Below are 22,154 nucleotides of genomic sequence, written 5' to 3'. Positions count from 1 at the left end.
GTGCTCGCGCAAATTCTCGCAAGGTGCGCCGCACATTGAGGGCGCGGCATTTTCATTGCAGACACGCGAATAACGTAAGCGCAAATCGGTTGTTATCCGCACCGATGCGCGTCCCTATACTGGCACGCTGTCCTGTCGATGAAATCCGACGCCCGGCGCACGTATGCCGGTCTGCCTGTCCAGTATGAGGAACGACGAATGGCTGAATCCGATCAACATACCACCGCTGCGCACGAGCGCCTAAGAGCCGCGCTGGCGTCGCTACCTGCGCTCGCGCATGCCCTTGCGCAAGACGCCGCGTCACGGGAAGCGCGCCGCGAATTGCCGTTCGACGGTTTCGCATTGTTCCGCCGCTCCGGTCTCGCACGCCTGCGCCTGCCGCTCGAATGGGGCGGACTCGGCGGTTCGCTCGAAGACGAGTTCGAGGTCATCGCGACGCTTGCGGCCGCGGACAGCAATCTCGCGCACGCGCTACGCATCCACTTCGACCAGGTCGAAGCATTACTGCTGTCGCCACGCACGCCGTTCAACGAAATCCAGATTCAGCGCATCGCCGATGGCGCGATTTTCGGCGGCGCCTCGACTGAGCTGGGCACCGCGCGCCCCGGCGAAATCACGACCCAGTTGCGCCGCGACGGTGCGCACTACCGCCTGAGCGGCCGCAAGTACTACGCGACCGGCACGGCGTTCTCCGACTTCGCGCGCCTGAACCTGCAGGACGAGAACGGCGACCCGGTGCTCGCGATCGTGCCGGTGAAGCGCGAAGGCTTGCGTGTGCTAGACGACTGGGACGGCATGGGGCAACGCATGACGGCAAGCGGCAGCCTCGAATTCGACAACCTGCTGGTTCGCGACGACGAAGTGACGCCGCGCGTGCAGACGACGCTTGTTGGGCGTCATGGCGGCGCGCTGCGGCAACTGCATCTGGTGGCGGTGGCGGCAGGCATCGTCCGCAACGTTGTCGCCGATGCGAAGCACTATGTGTTGCGGCATGGCCGTCCCGCGTTGCACAGCCCCGCGCCTTCCGCGCGCGAGGATTCCTTCATCCAGCAGGTAATCGGCGATCTGGGCGCGCACAGCCATACGATCGATGCGCTCGTGCGCGATAACGCACGCGTGCTCGACCGCTCGGCGCGGGCAATCCGCGAGGGCGCCGCCGATGCGCCCGCGCTCGTGCTGGAGGGCGCACTCGCGACTGCACGCACTCAGCTGGTGGTCAGCAAGCTCGCGCTTTACGCGGCGGAGCGCATGTTCGAGGCGGGCGGCGCGTCCGCGACGTCGCGCGCGCACAACTACGACCGGCACTGGCGCAATCTGCGCACGATCTTCAACCACAACCCGCTGTTGCATAAGGCTCGCGTGATCGGCGATTACGAGCTGAACGGCGTGACGACGCATCTGACGGAAGGACGTGTGTTCTAGCCAATGCCGAGTGGGGCATCTCAATCCGCGATTCTCCTGGTGGCGAGATAGCGCCGCCAGCCTGCCAACCAGTCTGGTTGCACATTTTTGAGGAAACCTGCGCAATGAGCCGAGACCTTCTGATCCTGCTGGAACCGGGATTCACCGACCCGCATCATCCCGGCGAACGCTTTATCTGTCCGCATGGCGCGCCGATCGAAGGGCTGCTTGCGAGCGACCCCACACGCGTAGGACGGCTCGACGTGCTGCGCGTGCCGTTCGAGCGGCCTCGCAAGGCCGTGATCGAAGCGCTCGATGAAGCGCATCAGGGGCTGCCCGCGCTCGTGTTCGGCGACGAACAGCCCGCGCCCGCCGATGCGGACTCGCTCGGGGAGCGGCGCTTCGTCACCGACCCGCGCCGCATCCTCGACCTGCTTGCCGAGCGGCACGGTTTTCCGAAAGTCCACTGATCCAACGCGAGGTCATCGCCGATGAGTCGTCTTCCGGCACGCGCCGCGCGGCGCCGCCTGCATCTGAACGTCAACATTCTGCACTCGGGTTTCGTGCCCTCGGCATGGCGGCTTGACGAGGCCGAGCCGCGCGCGTTCGTCGATGTGGATCACTACGTTCGCGTCGCGCGGATCGCCGAGGCGGGCAAGCTCGACGCGGTATTCCTCGCCGACAATGCAGCGATCGTCGACCAGATCGACTTCCGCCCCATCACCGCGCTTGAACCGACGGTGCTGCTCGCCAGCATCGCGGCGGCGACGACGCACATCGGAGTGATCGGCACCGCATCGACCAGCTACAACGAACCGTACAACATCGCCCGACGCTTTGCGACGCTCGATCACGTCAGCAATGGCCGCGCCGGCTGGAACGTCGTGACCACCGCCGACCTGCCATCGGCGCGCAATTTCGGCCGCGACGCGGTACCGAACCATGCGCAACGATACGAGCGGGCCGCCGAATTCACCGAAGTGGTCAAGGCGCTATGGGATAGCTGGGAGGACGACGCGTTCGTCGGCGACAAAGCCGGTGGCCGTTTCGTCGACGTCGCAAAAGTGCATGCGATCGCGCATCGCGGCCGCTACTTCGACGTACAAGGGCCGCTGAACGTGCCGCGCTCCCCGCAAGGGCATCCGGTGGTGGTGCAGGCTGGGGCGTCGGCAGACGGCCGGGAGCTGGCCGCCCGTCATGCGGAAGCGGTCTTTTCCGCGTCGCAATCATTCGAGGAATCGGCGGCCTACCGGCGCGATCTGAACGAGCGGGCAGCCGCCTATGGCCGCCCGCCCGTCAAGGTGCTCGCTGGTCTGACGACGATCATCGGCGCGACTCACAGCGAAGCATTGCGCCGGCGCGATGAACTCGTCGAGCAGATTCCGTGGCGCTACAGCCTGAACCGCCTCGCGGGTACGCTGGGCATCGACGTCGAGCGCCTGACACTCGACGCGCCGTTGCCCGACGATCTCGCGCTGCCCGGCGGCGGCAACGGAAACCATACGTTCTTTCACGCGACGCTCGCCGAGGCGCGCCGTCATGGCCACACGGTACGAGAGCTGATCCGTGCGCTGGCGGGCGGCACCGGTCACCGGGTGATCGTCGGCACGCCAGAGCAGATCGCGGACGACATCGAGCGCTGGTTCGACGGCGGCGCGGCCGACGGCTTCAACCTGATGCCCGATGCGCTGCCCGGCGGATTACGTGATTTCGTCGATGGCGTCGTGCCGATCCTGCAGCAGCGCGGCATCTTTCGAAGCGAATACGAGGGCACGACGCTGCGCGAGCACCTCGGACTGGACCGTCCACCGAACCCGCAACGCTGGCGCGACAGCGCATAGGTTGCGCCGCCTTACCGCCAGATCAACGACTCGCACAGATCATGAGCCAACGCAAAGGACATCTGCGCCTCGGCGCGTTTCTCTATCCGACCGGACATCACATCGCCGCGTGGCGTCATCCTGACGCGCACGCGGATGCCGGCCGCGATCTTCGCCACTACGTGCAGCTTGCCCAGGCAGCGGAAGCCGCGAAGTTCGATCTGATTTTTCTCGCCGACGGCTCGGGCACGCGCGGCGACAATGTCGATTTCCTGAGTCGCACCGCGCATAGCTATGTGGCCCAGTTCGAGCCCATCACGCTGCTCTCGGCACTGGCCGGGTTGACCGAACGTATCGGCCTCGTCGGCACCGCTTCGACGACCTTCAACGAGCCGTATCACATCGCGCGCAAGTTTGCGTCGCTCGATCACATCAGCGCGGGGCGCGCAGGATGGAATCTGGTCACGTCGTCGAGCGCGCACGAGGCGAAGAACTTCGGCTTCGACGACCATCTCGCGCATGCGCGGCGCTACGAGCGCGCCGTCGAATTCGCGGAAGTGGTGGACGGACTGTGGGACAGCTGGGACGACGACGCGTTCGTGCGCGACAAGGCAGCGGGACGCTACTTCGATCCCGCGAAACGCCATGTGCTCGATCATCGCGGCGAGTTCTTCAACGTGCGCGGACCGCTGAACGTCGAACGCTCGCCACAGGGTCGGCCCGTCGTCGTGCAGGCCGGGTCGTCGGAAGCGGGCAAGGCGCTCGCAGCACGCACCGCGGAAGTCATATTTACCGCGCAACAGACGCTCGAAGACGCGGTCGCGTTCTACGCGGACGTCAAGGGCCGCCTCGCGCAATACGGCCGCGAGCCCGACGACCTGAAGATCATGCCGGGCGTGATGCCAATCGTCGGCGAGACCGAGCGCGAGGCGCGCGAAAAGTTCGATGCGCTGCAGGCACTGATCGACCCCGCGGTTGGTCTTGCGCTGGTGTCCACGCTGACCGGCGGCTTCGATCTGTCGGGCTATCCGCTCGACGGGCCGATCCCCGAACTACCCGAAACCAACGCGAGCAAGAGCCGCCAGTCGCTGACCCTCGAACTGGCGCGGCGCGAGAACCTGACGATCCGCGAGCTTTATCTGCGTGTGGCTGGCGCACGCGGGCACTGGCAACTGGTCGGCACGCCGCAGCAGATAGCTGATGCGCTCGAGGAGCGTTTCGTCAACTACGGCGCCGACGGCTACAACGTGATGCCGGCGTTGCTTCCCAACAGTCTCGACGACTTCATCCGGCTCGTTCTGCCGGAATTGCGGCGCAGAGGGCTGTTTCGCCACGAATACGAAGGCCGCACGTTGCGCGAGCATCTCGGCTTGCGACATCCGGTGTCGCGCTACCAGCGTGAGACCGTGACGGACTGAATCAGGATCGGGGCACGGCGCGCGTGAATCGGTTGCCGCGTGGCCCCTCAAAACAACGCGCCGCGCATCGACGGTCGCGAGGCGCGGCGCGTTGCGCCGACGCCTCGCGGCGTCAGCAGGCTCAAGCGGTTCGACTAGTAGTCGAAGCCGGGACCACCGGCTCCGGGGCCCGCCGGCGACGCAGCCGGTGCCGCATCTTTCGGCGCTTCGTGCACGGTGGCGTCGGTCGTCAACAGCAGGCTCGCCACGGAGGCGGCGTTCTGCAGGGCCGTACGCGTGACTTTAGTCGGATCGACCACGCCGGTTTCGACGAGGTCGCCGTATTCGCCCGTGGCCGCGTTGTAGCCGTAATTGCCGCTGCCTTCGGCCACCCTGGCGACGATCACGCTCGGTTCCTCGCCCGCATTGGCGACGATCTGGCGCAACGGTTCTTCGAGCGCGCGACGCACGATGTTGATGCCGGCGTTCTGATCCGCGTTCGCGCCCTGAAGTGCGGCGATCGCCTGCTTCACGCGAATCAGCGCGACACCGCCGCCCGGCACGATGCCTTCTTCGACAGCGGCGCGTGTCGCGTGCAACGCATCATCGACGCGGTCTTTCTTCTCCTTCACCTCGATTTCCGTCGCGCCGCCCACCTTGATGACGGCGACGCCGCCCGCGAGCTTCGCTACGCGTTCCTGCAGCTTTTCACGGTCGTAATCCGAGGTTGCTTCCGCGATCTGCGCGCGAATCTGCTTGACGCGAGCCTCGATGTTGGCCTTCTCTCCAGCGCCGTCGATAACCGTGGTGTTTTCTTTGCCGACCTCGATGCGCGTGGCCTCGCCTAGTTCGGCGAGCGTCGCTTTCTCGAGCGTCAAACCCGTTTCCTCAGCGATGACCTGGCCGCCGGTGAGGATCGCGATGTCTTCGAGCAGCGCCTTGCGCCGGTCGCCGAAGCCTGGCGCCTTCACCGCGACCGTCTTCAGAATGCCGCGAATATTGTTCACGACGAGCGTCGCGAGCGCTTCGCCTTCGACGTCTTCCGCGATGATCAGAAGCGGCCGGCCGGACTTTGCGACCTGTTCCAGTATCGGCAGCAGATCGCGAATGTTCGAGATCTTCTTGTCGTGCAGCAGCACGAATGGTTGTTCGAGTGCGGCGAGCTGCCGGTCCTGGTTGTTGATGAAGTAGGGCGACAGATACCCTCGGTCGAACTGCAGGCCTTCCACGACGTCGAGTTCGTCCGCGAGCGACTTGCCGTCTTCGACGGTGATCACGCCTTCCTTGCCGACCCGGTCGATCGCTTCGGCGATGCGCTGGCCGATCGATTCTTCACCGTTCGCCGAGATCGTCGCTACCTGGGCGATCTCCTTGCTGGTGGTCGTGGGCTTGCTGATCTTCTTCAGTTCGTCGACGGCCGCGGCGACGGCCTTGTCGATGCCGCGCTTCAGATCGAGAGGGTTGAGGCCCGCCGCGACGTATTTTTGGCCTTCGCGCACGATCGCCTGTGCGAGCACGGTCGCGGTGGTCGTGCCGTCGCCCGCGGCGTCGCTGGTCTTGGACGCGACTTCCTTGACGAGCTGCGCGCCGATGTTTTGCACCTTGTCGGCCAGCTCGATTTCCTTCGCGACGGACACGCCGTCCTTCGTCACGACCGGGCTGCCGAAACTGCGTTCGAGCACGACGTTGCGGCCTTTCGGCCCGAGCGTCACTTTCACCGCATTGGCGAGCAGGTTGACGCCTTCAACCAGTTTGGAGCGCGCGTTGTCGCTGAAAGCGACTTCTTTGGCTGCCATGTTTGTTTTCTCCTTAAATTTGAACGACTGCGACGATATCTTCCTCGCGCAGCACCAGCAGTTCGTCGCCGTCGACCTTTACCGCCTGGCCCGCGTACTTGCCAAACAGCACGCGATCGCCGACCTGCAGGTCCGGTTCGACACGCTTGCCATCGTCACCGCGGCGGCCGGGACCGACAGCGAGGATCTCGCCCTGGTCGGGCTTTTCCGCGGCGCTGTCGGGGATCACGATGCCAGACGCGGTGCGGCTCTCCTGACCGAGACGCTTGACGATCACTCGATCATGTAAAGGGCGTAGGCTCATCTGTTATTTCCTTCCTGGTAGGTAGCTGTTGACAATGCGCTCCACGGCGCCAGACTCAGGACGGTAAGTCGGCGCCAGCGCAAATCCAACCAATGTTTGCGCATATGAAAAGCACGGGAGGAAGGAAATCGATTCGTCCGTGCGCAGCGTCAGGCATAAAGCGCCTGCATACGGCGGGCTTTGAGTGTCGCTGCTGTCGGTCTGCAAATTGAAATCGAGTTGCCGCCAGGCAGCGTCAGCGCGGCCGGATTACACTGGCGCGACCCTGTTCTCGATTGAGGTCGGTTCATGTCACGTCAGCTTCGCCTCGGCGCCTTCATGCGCCCCACGACGATCCACACCGGTGCATGGCGCTATCCTGGCGCCTATCCTGATGCCAACTTCAACTTCGGGCATCTGAAGCGTTTTGCGCAGACGCTCGAGCGCGGCCGCTTCGATGCGTTCTTCATGGCCGACCATCTCGCGGTGCTCAACATGCCGCTCGACGCCCTCAGGCACAGCCACACGGTCACCTCGTTTGAGCCCCTCACGCTGCTGCCCGCGCTCGCGGCGGTCACCGAGCGGCTGGGTCTCGTCGCGACCGCGTCCACGACCTTCGACGCGCCGTATCACGTCGCAAGGCGGTTCGCCTCGCTCGACCATATCAGCGGTGGCCGCGCTGGATGGAATCTCGTGACGACATCGAATCCGGACGCGGCGCTCAATTTCGGCCTCGACGAACACGTCGAACACGACGAACGCTACCGGCGCGCCCGCGAGTTCTTCGACGTGGTCACAGGTCTGTGGGATAGCTGGGCCGACGACGCCTTTATCCGTGACACGGCGAGCGGAACATTCTTCGACCCGCAAAAGCTGCACGTGCTGAACTACAAAAGCGCGAACTTCTCGGTGCGCGGTCCGTTGAATATTGCCCGGCCGATTCAGGGCTGGCCCGTGATCGTGCAGGCGGGCTCATCGGAGGCGGGACGGCAGATTGCCGCGGAAACGGCCGAAGTCGTGTTCACCGCGCAAACCACGCTGGCCGACGGAAAGCGTTTCTACGCCGACGTAAAAAGCCGCATGGAGAAACTCGGCCGCTCGCGCGATCACATGAAGATTTTGCCGGCGGCTTTCGTCGTGGTGGGCGATACGCTCGAAGAGGCGCGCGAAACGCGTGAGCGGCTCGATACGTTCGTCCACTACGAGAGCGGCATCGCTTCGTTGTCGATCGCGTTGGGGCATGATGTATCCGGTCTCGATCCGGACGGCCCGTTGCCGGAAATTCCTGAGACCAACGCAAGCCGTACCGCGCGGCAACGAGTCGTGGAATGGGCGCAGCGCGACGGATTGACAATCCGTCAGCTCGCGCAGCGCATCGGCGGATACTCCGGGCTGGAGATGATCGGCACCGCCCGGATGATTGCAGATCAGATGGAGCAGTGGTTGCTGGAAGAGGGCTCGGACGGGTTCAACGTGATGTTCTCGCATCTTCCGGCCGGCCTCGACGACTTCGTCGACAAAGTCATTCCCGAGTTGCAGAAGCGGGGGCTGTTCCGGCGCGAGTACGAAGGCAAGACGCTGCGCGAGAATCTTGGGCTGCCACGACCTGAGAACCGGTTCTTTTCCGCGTAAGGCGAATCGCGCGCGGCCGCATCGGCAGGCGGCCCGCGCGAATGTGTCTGCTGCTACCTGGCCGCCAGTGCGGGCTTGCTGCCAAGCAGCGCCCACCGCCCATTCTCGACGACGAGATTCACGCTTTTCACACCGATCACGCGTCGAGTCGCCGGATCGAACGTCGCCTTGCCGAAGACGACGCTCGGCACGTCATGCAACTTCGCCAGCGCATCCCGCACGCCACGGCGATCGAGTCCGCCGGTGCGCAACGCGTAAGCGGCAATGATCGTGGCGTCGTAGGCGAACGCATTGAACGCGTCGGGCTCGTGATGATATTTCGCCTGGAAGTCGCGAACAAAGCGCTGGACTTCGGGGCTCCGGTCACCGGGGAAAAAGCTCGTGTTGGTGGTCACGCCGTTCACGGCGTCGCCGCCGAGTTCCATGAATTTCGGCGAGTACACCGAACTCGCCGCGACGATCGGCAGGGTGATGCCGCTCGTGCGCGCCTGACGCACGATCTGCGCGCCGTCCGAGTAGTACGAAATCAGCACGAGCGCGTCGGGCTTCGTGTCGCGCACACGCAGCAGCGTCGCGCGAAAATCCTTGTCGTTGGGCTGGTAGCCTTCGGCCGCGATGACCTGTGCGCCGCGCGCCGCTGCCGCCTTCACGAAAACGTCCTTGCTGGCGCGACCCCAGTCGGTGTTCTGGAACAGCACGGCGACGTGCCTAAAGCCCTGCTTGACGGCCAGATCCGCGAGCAGCGGTTGCGCGTCCGCCTGGCTGACCGACGGGCTCCATATGAAGTCGCCACCCTTAGTGAAGTCCGGATGCGAGTTGGTGAAGCCCAACTGGACGAGGCCCGCGCGTTGATAGATCGGCGAGGCCGCCATCGAAGCGGGGCTCGAAAAGTCACCGAGTTCGATCAGGATGCGCTTATCGTCGACGAACTTCTGAGCGATCGCGACCGCCTGGCGCGGATCGCTCTGACTGTCTTCGAACACGTACTGCAGTGGATGGCCGTCGATGCCGCCGTCGCGGTTGATTTCGTCGAGCGCGAGGTCGAAGCCGGCTTTCCATTGCGCGCCGTATTGCGCATTGGGGCCGGTCAGCGGTCCGCTGACGCCAAAGAATACCGGCTCGCCGCTAGCGGGCGCCGCGGACGAAACAGCGGAAAGGGACAGCGCGAATGCGGCGCCGGCGACTACGAAAAGTCGCCGATGCAGCGCGGAAAAACGCGAGGCAGACATGAGGGATTCTCTCGGAATGAGTTGGACTACCAGTCTCTAATGCATCACGCCGTGCGGCAACGAAGCGATTGTCATATCCATTCGCTGGGCACAGGGCTGCTGCGAAGTCGATGTCGCAATGTTTTCGATCAGGCGGGAAACACAGGTTCGCCCAACGTCAGCATCAAACGGTTGGCCCAGGCAAAGATCGCAATCGCGTGGCTGAGATCGAGAATCTGCGCATCGTCGAGCCCCACGCGACGAAGCGCATCGAGCGATTCCTCAGTGAGCGCCTGCGGGTGCAGCGTGAGATCGATCGCGTATCGCACGATGGCGCGCTCGCGTTCGGTCGTACCAGCGGTTTCAGGCGCGGCGAAGATCTGCTGGATGACGTCCTCGCGCTTCGCGAGTTGCTGGAAACGCTGCGCATGCACCGACGCGCAATACACGCATCCGTTCACACGCGAGACCACCGTGCTCGCGAGCTCGCGCTCCGCGCGCGACAAACCGCCCGGCGCATACATGATGCTGTTGAACGCGCCTGATCGTTGCCGCAGGATTTCCGCTTCGTGGACCAGCAACAGGTAGTAATCGGACGTCTTCGCTTGCGGGTGGCTCGCTTCGAGTACCGCGGTCTGCTCGGGGGATGCCTGTTCGAGCGCGACCGTATCGAGCCATGCGGACCAGCCGAGGGTCTGCGTCGTAAAGCCGTGATCCGAACTCATGCTCGTGCCTCCAATGCGCGCAACGCGGCGACGACCCGCACCTGGTACGTGACAAACGCGACGAGCTGCGATAGCGCGACGATGGCGCGCGTCGTGAGGCCGCCAGCCTGCAGTGTTGCGAGCGCCGGCTTTCCGGTCGCGGCGGGACGCAGCGTCAAGGCTTCCGTGTGACGCAGGATCGCGACGAGCCGCTGGTCCGTCGTTGCCATCGACGCGACGGGAACCGCGCGCTGCGCGGCGATTGCATCGAGGAGCGACCTCGTGGTTTCAGTTTGCGCGTCAGCCGCGGCCGCCAGTGTCAGCAGGCGCTCGCGATAGGCGAGTACCGTCTGCTCCGAATTCGACAACAGCGCCGCATACCACGCCGCAAAGAGACGTTCGCGAAGCGTCAGATCGGCGACATCGGTCGAGAAGAGCGCGTCATGGCTGCCTTGCGTATAACGCGTCGCGTCGCCGCGAAACGCGCGCAGAGCCGCGGTCACGCCGTCGGGCGCCAATCCCGCGAGTTGCGCGACGAAGTCGTCGGCCACGGTGGCCGATAGGGAATCAGCGGATGAAGACATCAGATGTGGGTCCATTAAAGAGCAGGGGTGTCGGCGGGCACTGTGCCGGCGGCGGCATCGGCGTCGCCCCATTCGTCTCCCGCGAGTTCCGCGGTATCGAAGGCTTGCAGTGCCGCGTAGTGCGCATCGCGGTCGGCGTCGAACAGCATTGCGGCGATCGCGCGCGCGAGCCGCTGCGCGCCGTCGCTGATCGCGGGGATGTCGCCGGCGACCTTGCCATGCGTCAGGCTGGCCGCGTGATTGAAGCAGTGGATGCGCGCGAGCGCCGGGCAGGCCCCGGGAACGCGTTCCTGGAAGGCGAAGTTGCGGTCGAGGTCCGGCGAGCTGGCGAGTTCTTCGTTCGGCAATTCCGCCGCGGGTGTAAAGCGGTCGCGCCAACGGCGCACGTGCGGCGCGATGGGCGCAAACTCGTCGCGCGTGTCGATTTCCGAGTGAAAGCCGGTCGCGAAGATCAGGTAGTCGAGGGTGTATCGCCCTCGGGGCGTGTCGACGACGATCGTGTCGCCTTCGTGGCGCAAACCCGTCAGCGGACTCGCCAGGTGCAGGTGAGCCTGCGGGTGAGCGGCGACCCGCAGCACGCTGTCGCGCGGCGGTGGGGCCTGCGTTTGCGCCGAATAGTGCAGGAAGCGCCATTTCCAGGCGTCGGGCAGATTCGCGAATCCGTGGACCAGGCCGGGACTACCGATGCCGGTCAGCTTGTTGATACGGGGCAGCGCGGCGCGGCGCACGAATAGGTCGACTCGCCCGGCCCCCGCTTCCAGAGCGCTCGCGGCGTTGTCGAACGCGGATGCGCTTGCGCCGACCACACCGACACGTTTGCCGCGCAGCGCGGCAAAGTCGATCGGGTCCGACGAGTGCGCGCGCAAGTGCCGCGGAATATCGCGGGCCACGTCGGGAACGTACGGGCCGCCAAGTCCTTCACGGCCGGTCGCGAGCACGACATGACGGGCGAGCACGGTTTCGCGCCGCGCATCTTTGCTGCCGTTAACCGCTCCGCGCGACAGCACGAGTTCGATCAGACCGTCGCTGCGCGTCTGCAGTTTCTCTACGCGCGTGTCATTGGAGACCGGCAGATCGAGCACGCGCCGATACCAGCGCAGGTAGTCCATCCATTGCGCGCGCGGAATCTTGTAGAGCGCGTGCCATTGTTCGCGGCCGAACTGCGCCTCGTACCACGCGCGAAACGTCAACGCGGGCAAGCGCAGTGCGGGCCCCGTCAGTTGCTTGGGCGAGCGTAGCGTCTGCATCCGCGCATAGGTGACCCACGGTCCTTCCTGACCGGCCGGCGCCTGATCGAAGAGGCGCTGATTGTCGATGCCGAGCAGGCGCAATTCGGCGCTCGCGGTCAGTCCGGCCATGCCGGCGCCGATGATGGCCACATCGAGCACACGTTGGCCGGCCGATGTCCGCGCGGGCACCCACGAAGGCGCGGGAAGCTCGAGCCAGGCGAGATCCTCGCGAAGCCGCGCTTCGAGCGCGGTCAGTCCGGCAGCGGGGTGGCAAGAAGTCGTTGGGTTCATGCAGTGGCCCCGATGTCGCGGTGAGTGAAAGTGGGGGAATGGGTGACGGTTTTCGCACTGTCCGTCCGATCGTGGGCGACCAGCGCACCATGCCGTGACGCTGCGTGACGCACGGCTCCGGGCAGCAGCTCGCGCGATACCTGCGCGAGCACACCGATCATTGCGTTGACGTCGTCGCTGCGCGGCTGGCCGGAAAGCGTGACGACGCCATACAAAAACGGAATAGGCACATCGAGCGGTCTCACTTCGACGTCCGCGAGCCGCATGCCGAACGCGGTCACCGGATCGACGATGGCGACGCCGATTTGCTGTTGCGCGGCCATCATTGCATTGAGCGACGCATTCGTTTCGAGTGCAATGTGAAGCGCGACGCCGGCCTCGTCGAATGCGCGATCGATGCGGCTGCGCAGACGATAACGGTTCGCCAGCGTGGCGACCGGCTGCCCCGCGAGCCGCGCGAGTCGCAGCACGGCATCGTGCGCGAGCGGATCATTTCGGTGCAGCACCGCGACGCATGGCGCCTCGATGATGTAGTGCACGTCGAGCGCCGCATGATCGAGCGGCAATGTCGCGATGCCGATGTCGGCGGAACGTGACAGCAACGCCTCGACGACCTGCTCGGCGGACGCACTGCGCAATTGCGTGTCGACCCGTGTGCTTGCCTGCGCGAGCTTCGAGATTGCGCGTGGCGCCAATGCGGCGGCGAGCGCGGGTGTCGCAACGACGCGCAATGGCATGCTCTCGTCTTGGCCGATCGCCCGCGCGCTGGCCTCGATAGCGGCCAGGCCGATCAGCGAGCGCTCGACTTCGCCATAAAGCCGGAACGCGCGGCTCGTCGGCGTGACGCGAGGTCCTTTACGGTCGAACAGCGCGTACCCGATCTCCTGTTCCAGGTCTTGGATCGTCCTCGTGACACCGGGTTGTGAGCGGCCGAGCAAGCGCGCGGCGCCAGTCATGCTGCCCGTCGACATGACTGCCGAGAACGCTTCGAGTTGATGCAACTCCATGCGATGCCCCATCCATGTGATGGGTGCATTTTAGGAGCGCTTGAATGCGCAATTCTTATAATAAATTCCGCTATGCAAGTGACGAAAGCTACGGTTCGCCGCCGCCTGTGTGGTCCGTATCGGTCGGTTCACTACGATCCTCGCTCGCGAAAATGCGCTAGAAACAAGGCGTTTTCGGAGTCACGTGCAGTCCAGCTAACCTTTGCAAAGTGCTTCAGCATTCGTCTTCAAAAGCTTTGTAAATGCAACGGAATAAGCTTCGTCGCGTATCTTCGTTGGCCCGCGTCCGCACGACATGGTTACATGCCCTCACTCAATTCGAATGCGTGAGACCTGTATGGCGATTCTGTGGAACAACAAGCGTGGCGCGATCCGCTCACTGCTTCACCTGGCCGGCGCGCTGGCGCTGGCAACCTGCGGCGTGATGCCCGTGGCGCACGCGGCCGATCCTTACTGGGTCGGCGTGACCGGACCGCTGAGCGGCCAGGATGCGCAATACGGCGAGCAATGGAAGCGCGGCTTCGATCTCGCGCTCGAACAGATCAACGGCAATGGCGGGATCAACGGCCACCCGCTCAGCTATGAATTCGAGGACAGCCGCAGCGATCCGCGTCAGGCCGTAGCCATCGCACAGAAGTTCGCCGACGACAAACGCATCCTGCTGGAACTGGGGGATCTGTCGAGCGGTGCGTCGATGGCCGCGTCGCCGGTGTATCAGCGCGCGGGTCTCGTGCAATTCGGTTTCACGAATTCGCATCCCGACTTCACGAAGGGTGGCGACTATATGTGGAGTACCGCGATCAGCCAGGCCGAGGAACAGCCGCTGCTCGCGCACTATGTGACCAAAGGACTCGGCTTCAGGAAGATCGCCGTGCTCTATCTGAACACGGACTGGGGCCGCACCAGCAAGGACATCTTCGCCAAGGCCGCGACCGCCGACGGCGCGCAGGTCGTCGCGGCCGAAGCGTATCAACCGAACGAGAAGGACTTTCGCGCGACGCTCACGCGCGTGCGAAGCGAACAGCCCGATTCGATCGTGCTGATCTCCTACTATTCCGACGGTGCCCAGATTGTTCGCCAGGCGCGAGCGGCCGGTGTGAGCACGCCGATCGCGGCGGTCGGCTCGGTGTATTCACCCAAATTCCTCGATCTTGGCGGCCCTGCGGTGAACGGCGTCTACACCGAATCGAACTTCTTCCCCGGCGATCCGCATCCTGAAGTGCAAAGCTTCGTGCAGCGCTACCGCGCCAAATACGGCACTGATCCGGACACCTTCGCCGCGCGCGCATACGACGCGATGATTCTGGCGGCCGAAGTGATTCGCCGCTACGGTGCGGATCGCGCGGCCGTGCACGACGGTTTTGCGAAGATCAACGACGTGCCGAGCGTGATTTTCGGCAAGTTCAAGTTCGATCCGCAGACGCGTCGCGTGGCAGGCGCGAAGAATCTCGAGCTCGTCGTGAAGGACGGCAAATTCGCTCTGTGGGATGGCGCGAGCGCCGTGCATACGCCATGACTGCGTGGTTCGACTACACGATCAACGGACTGATCGTCGGCAATATCTATGCGCTGCTGGCGGTCGGCCTCGCGCTGATCTTCGGCGTGTCGCATCTGATCAATTTCGCGCACGGCTCCGTGTATATGGTGGGCGGCTTCATCGGCTGGCTGTGTCTGACGCGCCTCGGCTTGCCGCTGCCCGTGGCGCTGCTCGCGACCGTCGCGGGCTGCGCGCTGCTCGGCATCCTGATCGAGCGGATTGGCCTGAGGCCGCTGCAGGGCGCGGCCCGTATCGCACCGTTGCTTGCCACCATCGGTATCAGCTTCGTGCTCGATCAGCTCGCGCAGATCGTGTTCGGGCCCGACCCGCGTCCGGTGCCGAGTTCGCTGCCGGACTGGACGCTGTCGATCGGCGGGGCCACCATTGGCTCGCTCGATCTGCTGATTGCGGCAATCGGCATCGGCGCGGCGGGCGTGCTTTACCTGTTCCTGCGCTTCACGCGGCTCGGCTGGGCGGTGCGCGCGACCGCGCAGGATCGCGATGCCGCGCAGCAGATGGGTGTCAATGTGAATGCCGTGAATCAGGCCGTGTTCGCGATCGCCTGCGGACTCGGCGGCCTGAGCGGCTTGCTCGTCGGCATGTACTACAACAGCATCGATCCGGCGATGGGCTTTCAGGCGACGTTGAAAGGCGTCGTCGCCTTGCTGATCGGCGGCCTGGGGAACGTGCCCGGCGCGATTGCCGGCAGCTTGCTGCTCGGTCTCGTCGAGAGCTACGGGGTCGCGTTGTTCGGCACCAGCTATCGCGACCTCTTCGCGTTCGTGCTGCTGCTGGCGTTTCTCGTGTGGCGGCCCAACGGTCTCTTCAGCGCGAACCGCCGGTTGCCGCCCGAGCCGCTGACCGGCACATTTCTGTCGAACCGCCGCGCGCTGCACGTACCGCGTCGCACGATCGTGGCATTGGTGGCGCTCGCATTCGTGCTGCCGCTCGTCGTGCCGTCGTCGTACGTGCTGCAGACGCTGACCAACGGCTGGATCTATGGGCTGCTGGCGCTCAGTCTGACGCTCGTCGCGGGCACGGTCGGGCAGATTTCACTAGGGCATGCGGCGCTGCTGCTGATCGGCGCTTATGCGTCGGCGCTGCTGTCCGTCAATCTGGGCTGGTCGCCAGCTTTGACGATTCCGCTCGCCGGCCTCATCACCGCGGCGATTGGCACGGTGCTGATTTACCCGTCGTTCAGGCTGCGCGGCCACTATGTGTCGATCGCGACGCTTGGCATCGGCGAAATCATCGGCCTCGTGGTGCTTAACTGGGACAGCCTGACGCGCGGGCCGGTGGGCATCACAGGCATTGTCCCGCTGTCGCTGTTCGGCTGGCAGTTGACGGGCGTGCGCGCCGTCTACTGGTTCACGCTCGCGGTGCTCGTGCTGCTCGCACTGCTGCAGGCGCGGCTCCTGCACTCGCACCTGGGCCGCACGTGGCGCGCGATCCGCGAGGACGACGTGGCAGCGCGCGCTTATGGCATCCGCCCCAATCGCTACAAGGCGATAGCGTTCGCCTGCGGCGGTCTCGCGGCCGGCATCGGCGGCGGCATCGCGGCGCATCTGTACAGCTACATCAACTATCAGACCTTCGACTCGCAAGTGTCGATTCTCGCGCTGACGATGGTGATTCTCGGCGGTCTCGGCAGCGTGATCGGCGCGGTGGCCGGTGCGGTGGCGCTGATCAGCCTGCCCGAGCTGTTCCGTTTTGCCGCCGACTACCGGATGCTGATTTACGGCATGATTTTGCTGCTACTCGTGCGCTTCCGGCCGCAAGGGCTGTTCGGTTCGGTATGACGGAGACGACCATGACATCTTCTTTGCCACGCGGCGCGGATATGCTGTTCGACGTGCGGCGCGTCACGCGCCGTTTCGGCGGTCTCGTGGCTGTCGACGAGGTGAGCCTGTCGGTTGCGCGCGGCGAATGCGTGAGCGTGATCGGTCCGAACGGCGCCGGCAAATCCACGCTGTTCAATCTTCTGACCGGCATCGACGCGCCGGACGCCGGCGAAGTGAGATTCGCCGGCGAAGACGTGACCGGCATGGCGCCCGAGCAGCTTGCCGCGCGTGGCGTCGCGCGCACGTTCCAGCATGGACGGGTATTCGGCAATCTGAGCGTGCTCGATAACGTGCTGATCGGCGCGCACGCGCGGCTTGCAATGACCCGTCGCGGCTGGCCCGTGGTCGGGGCGTTCGCGGAAGTGCTGCGCGCGCTGGCCCGTCCCGCATCGGTACGCCGCGAAGACGCCGCTCTTCGCGAGGAGGTGACAACGCTTCTTGCGCGCTTCGGTACGCGCCTCTTGCCACGTATCGACCAGCCGGCGCACAGCCTGTCCTATGCGAACCGCCGACGCGTCGAGATTGCGCGCGCGCTCGCGCTGCGTCCGCGAATTCTGCTGCTCGACGAACCGACCGCCGGCATGAACGAGTCCGAAACCGCCGAAATGCTCGAACTGATTCTCCAACTCAAGCACGACGGCCTCACGATCCTGCTGATCGAACACAAGCTCGACCTCGTGATGCAGCTTTCCGATCGCGTGCTGGTGCTCGAAGATGGCCGCAAGATTGCTTCCGGGCTGCCGGCCGAGGTGCGCGACGACCCCGCCGTGATCGAGGCCTACCTTGGACACCGTCAGGTCGGCGCGACGACCGGCCGCAAAGAAACGGCGGCCGCATGAAAACGTCAAGTCAGCATCTGGTTGAGCCGAACCCATTACCCTCCGCACAAGCCGCCATGACCGAGCCGTTGCTGAATCTCGAACAGATCGACACGTTCTACGGACAGATCCAGGTGCACTTCGGCGTGAATCTCAGCATCGCGCGCGGCGAGATCGTCAGCCTGCTGGGCGGCAATGCGAGCGGCAAATCGACGGCGATGAAGGTGATTCTTGGACTGCACAAACCGCGAGCCGGCACGATCAGCTTCGACGGTAAGCCGTTGAACGATCTGCCGACTTCGCATGTCGTGCGGCGAGGCATCGCTTCGGTGCCGGAGGCCCGGCGGCTTTTCGGCGACATGACGGTGCGCGAAAACCTGCTGATGGGCGCGTTCACGCGCAACGACCGCGCGGGCATTAGCGAAGACTATGAGCGCATGCTCGAACTTTTTCCGCGCGTCAAAGAACGATTGACGCAACGAGCCGGCACGCTTTCGGGCGGCGAACAGCAGATGCTGGCGATGGCGCGCGCGTTGATGAGCCGCCCCGCGCTGGTCTGCATGGACGAGCCGACGATGGGTCTGTCGCCGCTATACGTCGACAAGGTCCTCGACCTGATCCAGACCGTAAACCAGCAGGGCATCACGTTCTTCATGGTCGAGCAGAACGCGAGCCTCGCGCTGCAGATCGCGCATCGCGGCTACGTGTTGCAGACGGGGCGTGTGGTGTTGTCCGGCACCGCGAGCGAATTGCTCGGCGACCAGCGCATCCGCGACGCTTATCTCGGCGGATCGCTGGCGGCGCAGACGGCGTCGTGAGCGGCGCCGGATCGCCTGGTGTTTCGCTCGCCGCGCGACGCTATCGATCGCGTCGGATCGACGGGTTTGCTACCAGTTCGATGATGGCGCCATGGGCGAGCGTACGCTCGAGGCGCCGCGCGGCGCCATCGACGTACGTCTCCAGGGCGACCGCGAAAACCCCTTCGCCGCGCGAGGCGAGGTGGTGCCGAAGATCAGCGGCAAGACCTTCGGCTGGCGGACGGGTTTCGCGGGTCGGGCTTGCAAGCGTGAGCGTCGTCGCGCCAAGCGACAGGATCGCCAATGCGACGTCGTAACCGGGCAGCGGAGCGCGCTGCACGTCGAGTTCTCCGAGCAGCGCGCGATATCGTGCGAGGCTCGCATCCAGGTCGTGCACCGCGAGCGTAATGTTCGCGACGCCGTGCGCCCCGTTCGCATGATGGCGAACGTCGCCTTCGGCCACGCGCAGGTGGCGTGGCGTCACGTCGCCGCACAGGAACGGCAGATCCGCGCTCGACGGCTTGCCGATCTGCCATTCGAGGCGCTCGCCATCGGGACGCAGACGTCCGCCGGCAAGGGGGCCGTCGTAGGAGAGACCTCGTTCGCGTGCCGCGGCGATGGTACTGGCAACCGATTGCGGCAGCAGCGCGTAGTCGACGAAACCATCTCCTATGCGACGGCTAGCGTCCCACCAGCGATGCTCGGGTGCGTCGCGCAAAAAGGCGATGAGTTCGACGTAGCTGCCATCGGCGAAGCCGATCAGCGCGTTATGTGTGGCGCCGTCGGCGTGCGTGCCGCCGCGTTGCACGGTGAAGCCAAGCGTAGTGAAATCGGCGATGGTCTGCTCGAGATCCTGCACGCGGATCACGATGTGGTCGATTGAAAGAGACATGACGAGCGAGGTCCACAGTAGGGTGGTCCGAGTATGCGAAGCCTGCCGCCAAAACGCTAGTAATGGATTGTCGATTGCATAGCGCCGCAACTGGATTAGGCTCCGTCGCGCAAGATGCGATCGGACTGCTCGATGAGGAATCCGTCTTTCTTCGGCGGCGTGCTTTGCATATGCCGAACGATTGGTTCTTTTACTGCGACTGCGGCTTTATCGTAAGCGCTGCACGAGCGGCAAGCCGCTCGGTACTTTGACGCGGCCAACATGACTCGGCCGAAGCACCAGGATACGAATTACATGGCACGGCTGAATCGACGCGACTTTCTGATTTCCTCGGGCGCTGCTCTTGCCGCCGCCGGCATGCCGGCACGAGTGTTTGCACAAGGCAGCGCAGCATCGCCGAAGCGGGGCGGCACGCTGAATATGCTGATCAATCCGGAACCGCCGGTGCTGGTGTCGATCTTTCAGACCACCGGGCCCGCTCTGGTCGCGAGCTCCAAGGTGCTGGAAGGCTTGCTCGCATACGACTTCGATCTGCGTCCACGGCCGCAATTGGCAACCGCGTGGGCAGTCAGTCCTGACGGCTTGAAGTACAGCTTCACACTGCGCGAGAACGTCAAATGGCATGACGGGCAGCCATTCACGTCGACGGACGTAGCGTTCTCGATCGAATTGTTGAAGACGGTGCATCCGCGCGGACGCAGCACTTTCGCCAATGTCACGCGCGTGTCGACGCCGGACGCCCGGACCGCGGTGATCGAATTGTCGAAGCCGGCGCCCTATCTGTTGAAGGCACTGTCGGCCGGTGAATCCCCGATCGTTCCAAAGCATCTGTATGCGTCGGGCGATCCGCTGTCCAACCCGCACAATAACGCGCCAATCGGTACCGGGCCGTTTCGCTTCAAGTCGTGGACGCGCGGTGCCAATATCGTCTATGAACGCAATCCGGACTACTGGGATGCCGGCAAACCCTACATCGACAGTCTCGTACTGAAAGTCATTCCCGACGCCGCCGCGCGATCCGCCGCGTTCGAGACAGGCGCGCTCGATCTGGGCGGCGAAAATCCCGTACCGCTCACCGATTTGCCGCGCCTCACTCAATTACCGCAGCTGGTTGTCGAAACGCGCGGCTATCGGTTCCTCGAACCGCTGTCCGAGATCGACTTCAATCTGCAACATCCGATCCTCAGCGACCTGCGGGTGCGCCAGGCGATCGCGCATGCGATCAATCCGCAAGTGGTGCTGCGCACGGTCGCGTATGGCTACGCCGACTTGTCGCCGACACCGATCACGCCGGGCTCGCCCTATCACGACGGCAAACTCGCACCGTACCCGTTCGATACCGCCGCCGCCGAAAAGCTGCTCGACGCGGCCGGTTATCCGCGCAAGTCGGCCGGCGTGCGCTTCGGTCTCACGCATGATTTCCTGCCGTACGGCGACATGTACCGCCGCCAGGCGGATTACGTGAAATCGGCGCTCTCTCGCGTGGGGATCGACGTGACGGTGCGCTCTCAGGACTTGCCCGCTTTTCTGAAGCGCGTGTATGCCGACCGCCAGTTCGATTTCACCAGCATCGGCGTGAACACGCTATTCGATCCGAGCGTCGGCGTGCAGCGTCTTTACTGGTCGCAGAACATTCGGCCGGGCGTGCCGTTCTCGAACGCGCCGCATTACAGCAATGCCGAGGTCGACCGCCTGCTCGAGAGCGCTGCGATCGAAACCGACGAAAGCAAACGCGTTGCGCTTTATCAACAATTCCAGCAGATCGTCTATCGCGAGCTGCCGATTCTCAACCTCGTCGCACCTCGCATGGTCACGCTCGCGAACCGGCGCGTTCACAACCACACCGTGTCCGCGCAAGGCCTCGAAGGCAATCTGGCCGACGTCTATCTGAGCGCATGACAGGAGCGACACGATGAGCAGGGGTTTGCGTTTTGCCGCGATCGCGCGGCGTACCGCGTGTCAGGCGCTACCGACGGTGATCGGTATCGTGATCCTGAACTTTTTCCTGCTGAAGCTGATGCCGGGCGACGCCGCGGATGTGCTGGCCGGCGAAGCCGGCTCGGCGACGGTGGAAACGATGCAGGTATTGCGCGCGAAGTTCGGCCTCGATCAACCGGTGCTGCACCAGTTGTGGTCGTACCTCGCTCATCTGTCGCACTTCAGCCTCGGCTATTCGCCGCGCTACGACATGCCGGTGATGCAACTGATCCTCTCGCGCCTGCCCAATACGCTGCTGCTGATGGGCGTCGCGCTATCGGTCGCGATCGTCGTGGGCGTAGTGCTCGGCGTGGTGATGGCGCATTGGGCCGGCAGGTGGCCCGATCGCGTGCTGTCCGTCGTGGCCATGCTGTTCTACTCGACACCCGGCTTCTGGATCGGTCTGCTCGCGATCGTGCTGTTCTCGGTGCATCTGGGCTGGTTGCCGAGCGGCGGCAATATTACGCTCGGCGCGCAGCTTCACGGCGCCGCCTACGTGATCGATGCACTGAAGCACGTGCTGCTGCCTGCCGCGACCCTGGCGACGTTCTTCATCGCGATCTACGCACGGCTTACGCGCGCGGCGATGCTCGAAGTGCAGCGCCAGGACTTCGTGCGTACGGCGCAGGCTAAGGGCTTGCATCCGTGGCGTGTGACGGTGCGGCATGTCCTGCGCAACGCGCTGATGCCGCTCACAACGATGATCGGCATTCACTTTGGCACCTTGCTGGGTGGCGCCGCGGTGACCGAAACGGTGTTCAGTTGGCCAGGACTGGGCCGCCTCGCGCTCGATGCGGTGATGGCGCGTGATTTCAGCGTGCTGCTCGGCGTGCTGCTGCTGTCGTCGATGCTCGTGATCCTGGCGAATGTGCTGGTCGATCTTTTGCAGGCGTGGCTCGATCCGCGCGTCGCGTGATCGCACGCACCGGCGATTTCTCCC

The 22,154-nt window shown here is 64.5% G+C and carries 19 protein-coding genes; 11 read left to right on the top strand and 8 right to left on the bottom strand.

The features are described from left to right. Window positions 1-198 precede the first annotated feature (198 nt). The 4 genes from BC1002_RS29095 to BC1002_RS29080 all read left to right on the top strand — a co-directional run bounded on the left by BC1002_RS29095 (window position 199) and on the right by BC1002_RS29080 (window position 4,639). The gene (locus BC1002_RS29095; RefSeq protein WP_013093557.1) at window positions 199-1,422 is read left to right on the top strand and encodes an acyl-CoA dehydrogenase family protein; all 1,224 of its coding nucleotides are present in this window, start codon (window positions 199-201) and stop codon (window positions 1,420-1,422) included. Between the two features lie 104 nt (window positions 1,423-1,526). Beyond that, complete coding sequence (locus BC1002_RS29090; protein ID WP_013093556.1) at window positions 1,527-1,871, top strand: DUF3088 domain-containing protein; 345 nt, start codon at window positions 1,527-1,529, stop codon at window positions 1,869-1,871. Window positions 1,872-1,892: 21 nt separating this feature from the next. Next, entirely contained in the window at window positions 1,893-3,242 is a 1,350-nt protein-coding gene (locus BC1002_RS29085; protein WP_013093555.1) for an LLM class flavin-dependent oxidoreductase, read from the top strand. Window positions 3,243-3,283: 41 nt separating this feature from the next. Beyond that, on the top strand, window positions 3,284-4,639 hold the full coding sequence (locus BC1002_RS29080; RefSeq protein ID WP_013093554.1) for an LLM class flavin-dependent oxidoreductase: 1,356 nt from the start codon (window positions 3,284-3,286) through the stop codon (window positions 4,637-4,639). Window positions 4,640-4,773: 134 nt separating this feature from the next. Here BC1002_RS29080 and groL read toward each other — a convergent pair whose 3' ends face one another. Both groL and BC1002_RS29070 read right to left on the bottom strand, forming a co-directional pair. Continuing rightward, the gene (groL, locus tag BC1002_RS29075) at window positions 4,774-6,414 is read right to left on the bottom strand and encodes a chaperonin GroEL (protein WP_013093553.1); all 1,641 of its coding nucleotides are present in this window, start codon (window positions 6,412-6,414) and stop codon (window positions 4,774-4,776) included. Window positions 6,415-6,427: 13 nt separating this feature from the next. Then, window positions 6,428-6,718 carry a co-chaperone GroES gene (locus BC1002_RS29070; RefSeq protein ID WP_013093552.1) on the bottom strand — a complete coding sequence of 97 codons (291 nt, stop codon included), beginning with the start codon at window positions 6,716-6,718 and terminating at the stop codon, window positions 6,428-6,430. A gap of 288 nt (window positions 6,719-7,006) precedes the next feature. Between BC1002_RS29070 and BC1002_RS29065 the strand changes: the two genes are divergently transcribed. Beyond that, the gene (locus BC1002_RS29065) at window positions 7,007-8,329 is read left to right on the top strand and encodes an LLM class flavin-dependent oxidoreductase (RefSeq protein WP_013093551.1); all 1,323 of its coding nucleotides are present in this window, start codon (window positions 7,007-7,009) and stop codon (window positions 8,327-8,329) included. A gap of 53 nt (window positions 8,330-8,382) precedes the next feature. Here the strand turns inward: BC1002_RS29065 and BC1002_RS29060 are convergent, their stop codons facing one another. The 5 genes from BC1002_RS29060 to BC1002_RS29040 all read right to left on the bottom strand — a co-directional run bounded on the left by BC1002_RS29060 (window position 8,383) and on the right by BC1002_RS29040 (window position 13,352). Further along, on the bottom strand, window positions 8,383-9,558 hold the full coding sequence (locus BC1002_RS29060; RefSeq protein WP_013093550.1) for an ABC transporter substrate-binding protein: 1,176 nt from the start codon (window positions 9,556-9,558) through the stop codon (window positions 8,383-8,385). A gap of 128 nt (window positions 9,559-9,686) precedes the next feature. After that, the gene (locus BC1002_RS29055; protein ID WP_013093549.1) at window positions 9,687-10,262 is read right to left on the bottom strand and encodes a peroxidase-related enzyme; all 576 of its coding nucleotides are present in this window, start codon (window positions 10,260-10,262) and stop codon (window positions 9,687-9,689) included. Further along, complete coding sequence (locus tag BC1002_RS29050) at window positions 10,259-10,825, bottom strand: CMD domain-containing protein (RefSeq protein ID WP_013093548.1); 567 nt, start codon at window positions 10,823-10,825, stop codon at window positions 10,259-10,261. Before BC1002_RS29050 ends, BC1002_RS29055 begins: the two co-directional genes overlap by 4 nt. 14 nt (window positions 10,826-10,839) lie before the next feature. Then, the gene (locus BC1002_RS29045; protein ID WP_013093547.1) at window positions 10,840-12,345 is read right to left on the bottom strand and encodes an NAD(P)-binding domain-containing protein; all 1,506 of its coding nucleotides are present in this window, start codon (window positions 12,343-12,345) and stop codon (window positions 10,840-10,842) included. After that, on the bottom strand, window positions 12,342-13,352 hold the full coding sequence (locus BC1002_RS29040) for a LysR family transcriptional regulator (RefSeq protein WP_013093546.1): 1,011 nt from the start codon (window positions 13,350-13,352) through the stop codon (window positions 12,342-12,344). The genes BC1002_RS29045 and BC1002_RS29040 overlap by 4 nt, the downstream gene beginning before the upstream one ends. A gap of 337 nt (window positions 13,353-13,689) precedes the next feature. Between BC1002_RS29040 and BC1002_RS29035 the strand changes: the two genes are divergently transcribed. From BC1002_RS29035 to BC1002_RS29020, 4 genes are read left to right on the top strand one after another with little or no spacing between them, the layout of a single operon-like run. Further along, the gene (locus BC1002_RS29035) at window positions 13,690-14,868 is read left to right on the top strand and encodes an ABC transporter substrate-binding protein (protein WP_013093545.1); all 1,179 of its coding nucleotides are present in this window, start codon (window positions 13,690-13,692) and stop codon (window positions 14,866-14,868) included. Beyond that, a complete protein-coding gene (locus BC1002_RS29030; RefSeq protein ID WP_013093544.1) occupies window positions 14,865-16,688 on the top strand; it encodes an ABC transporter permease in 1,824 nt (607 codons plus the stop codon). Before BC1002_RS29035 ends, BC1002_RS29030 begins: the two co-directional genes overlap by 4 nt. A gap of 11 nt (window positions 16,689-16,699) precedes the next feature. Next, entirely contained in the window at window positions 16,700-17,569 is an 870-nt protein-coding gene (locus tag BC1002_RS29025) for an ABC transporter ATP-binding protein (protein WP_013093543.1), read from the top strand. Continuing rightward, window positions 17,566-18,366, top strand: coding sequence for an ABC transporter ATP-binding protein (locus tag BC1002_RS29020; protein ID WP_013093542.1), 801 nt, complete (start codon window positions 17,566-17,568; stop codon window positions 18,364-18,366). Before BC1002_RS29025 ends, BC1002_RS29020 begins: the two co-directional genes overlap by 4 nt. Before the next feature lie 40 nt (window positions 18,367-18,406). Here the strand turns inward: BC1002_RS29020 and BC1002_RS29015 are convergent, their stop codons facing one another. Next, window positions 18,407-19,237 carry a VOC family protein gene (locus BC1002_RS29015; RefSeq protein ID WP_013093541.1) on the bottom strand — a complete coding sequence of 277 codons (831 nt, stop codon included), beginning with the start codon at window positions 19,235-19,237 and terminating at the stop codon, window positions 18,407-18,409. A 294-nt stretch (window positions 19,238-19,531) separates the two neighbouring features. Here BC1002_RS29015 and BC1002_RS29010 point away from each other — a divergent pair, with 294 nt between their 5' ends. Beyond that, window positions 19,532-21,136, top strand: a complete 1,605-nt coding sequence (locus BC1002_RS29010; protein WP_013093540.1) for an ABC transporter substrate-binding protein — start codon at window positions 19,532-19,534, stop codon at window positions 21,134-21,136. Between the two features lie 13 nt (window positions 21,137-21,149). Next, window positions 21,150-22,130 carry an ABC transporter permease gene (locus BC1002_RS29005; protein WP_013093539.1) on the top strand — a complete coding sequence of 327 codons (981 nt, stop codon included), beginning with the start codon at window positions 21,150-21,152 and terminating at the stop codon, window positions 22,128-22,130. The last annotated feature ends 24 nt before the right edge of the window (window positions 22,131-22,154 follow it).

The organism is Paraburkholderia atlantica, from assembly GCF_000092885.1.
GTDB classification, from domain to species: domain Bacteria; phylum Pseudomonadota; class Gammaproteobacteria; order Burkholderiales; family Burkholderiaceae; genus Paraburkholderia; species Paraburkholderia atlantica.
The sequence above is the reverse complement of the archived record's forward strand: the minus strand, read 5'-3'. Positions and strand labels throughout refer to the sequence as shown.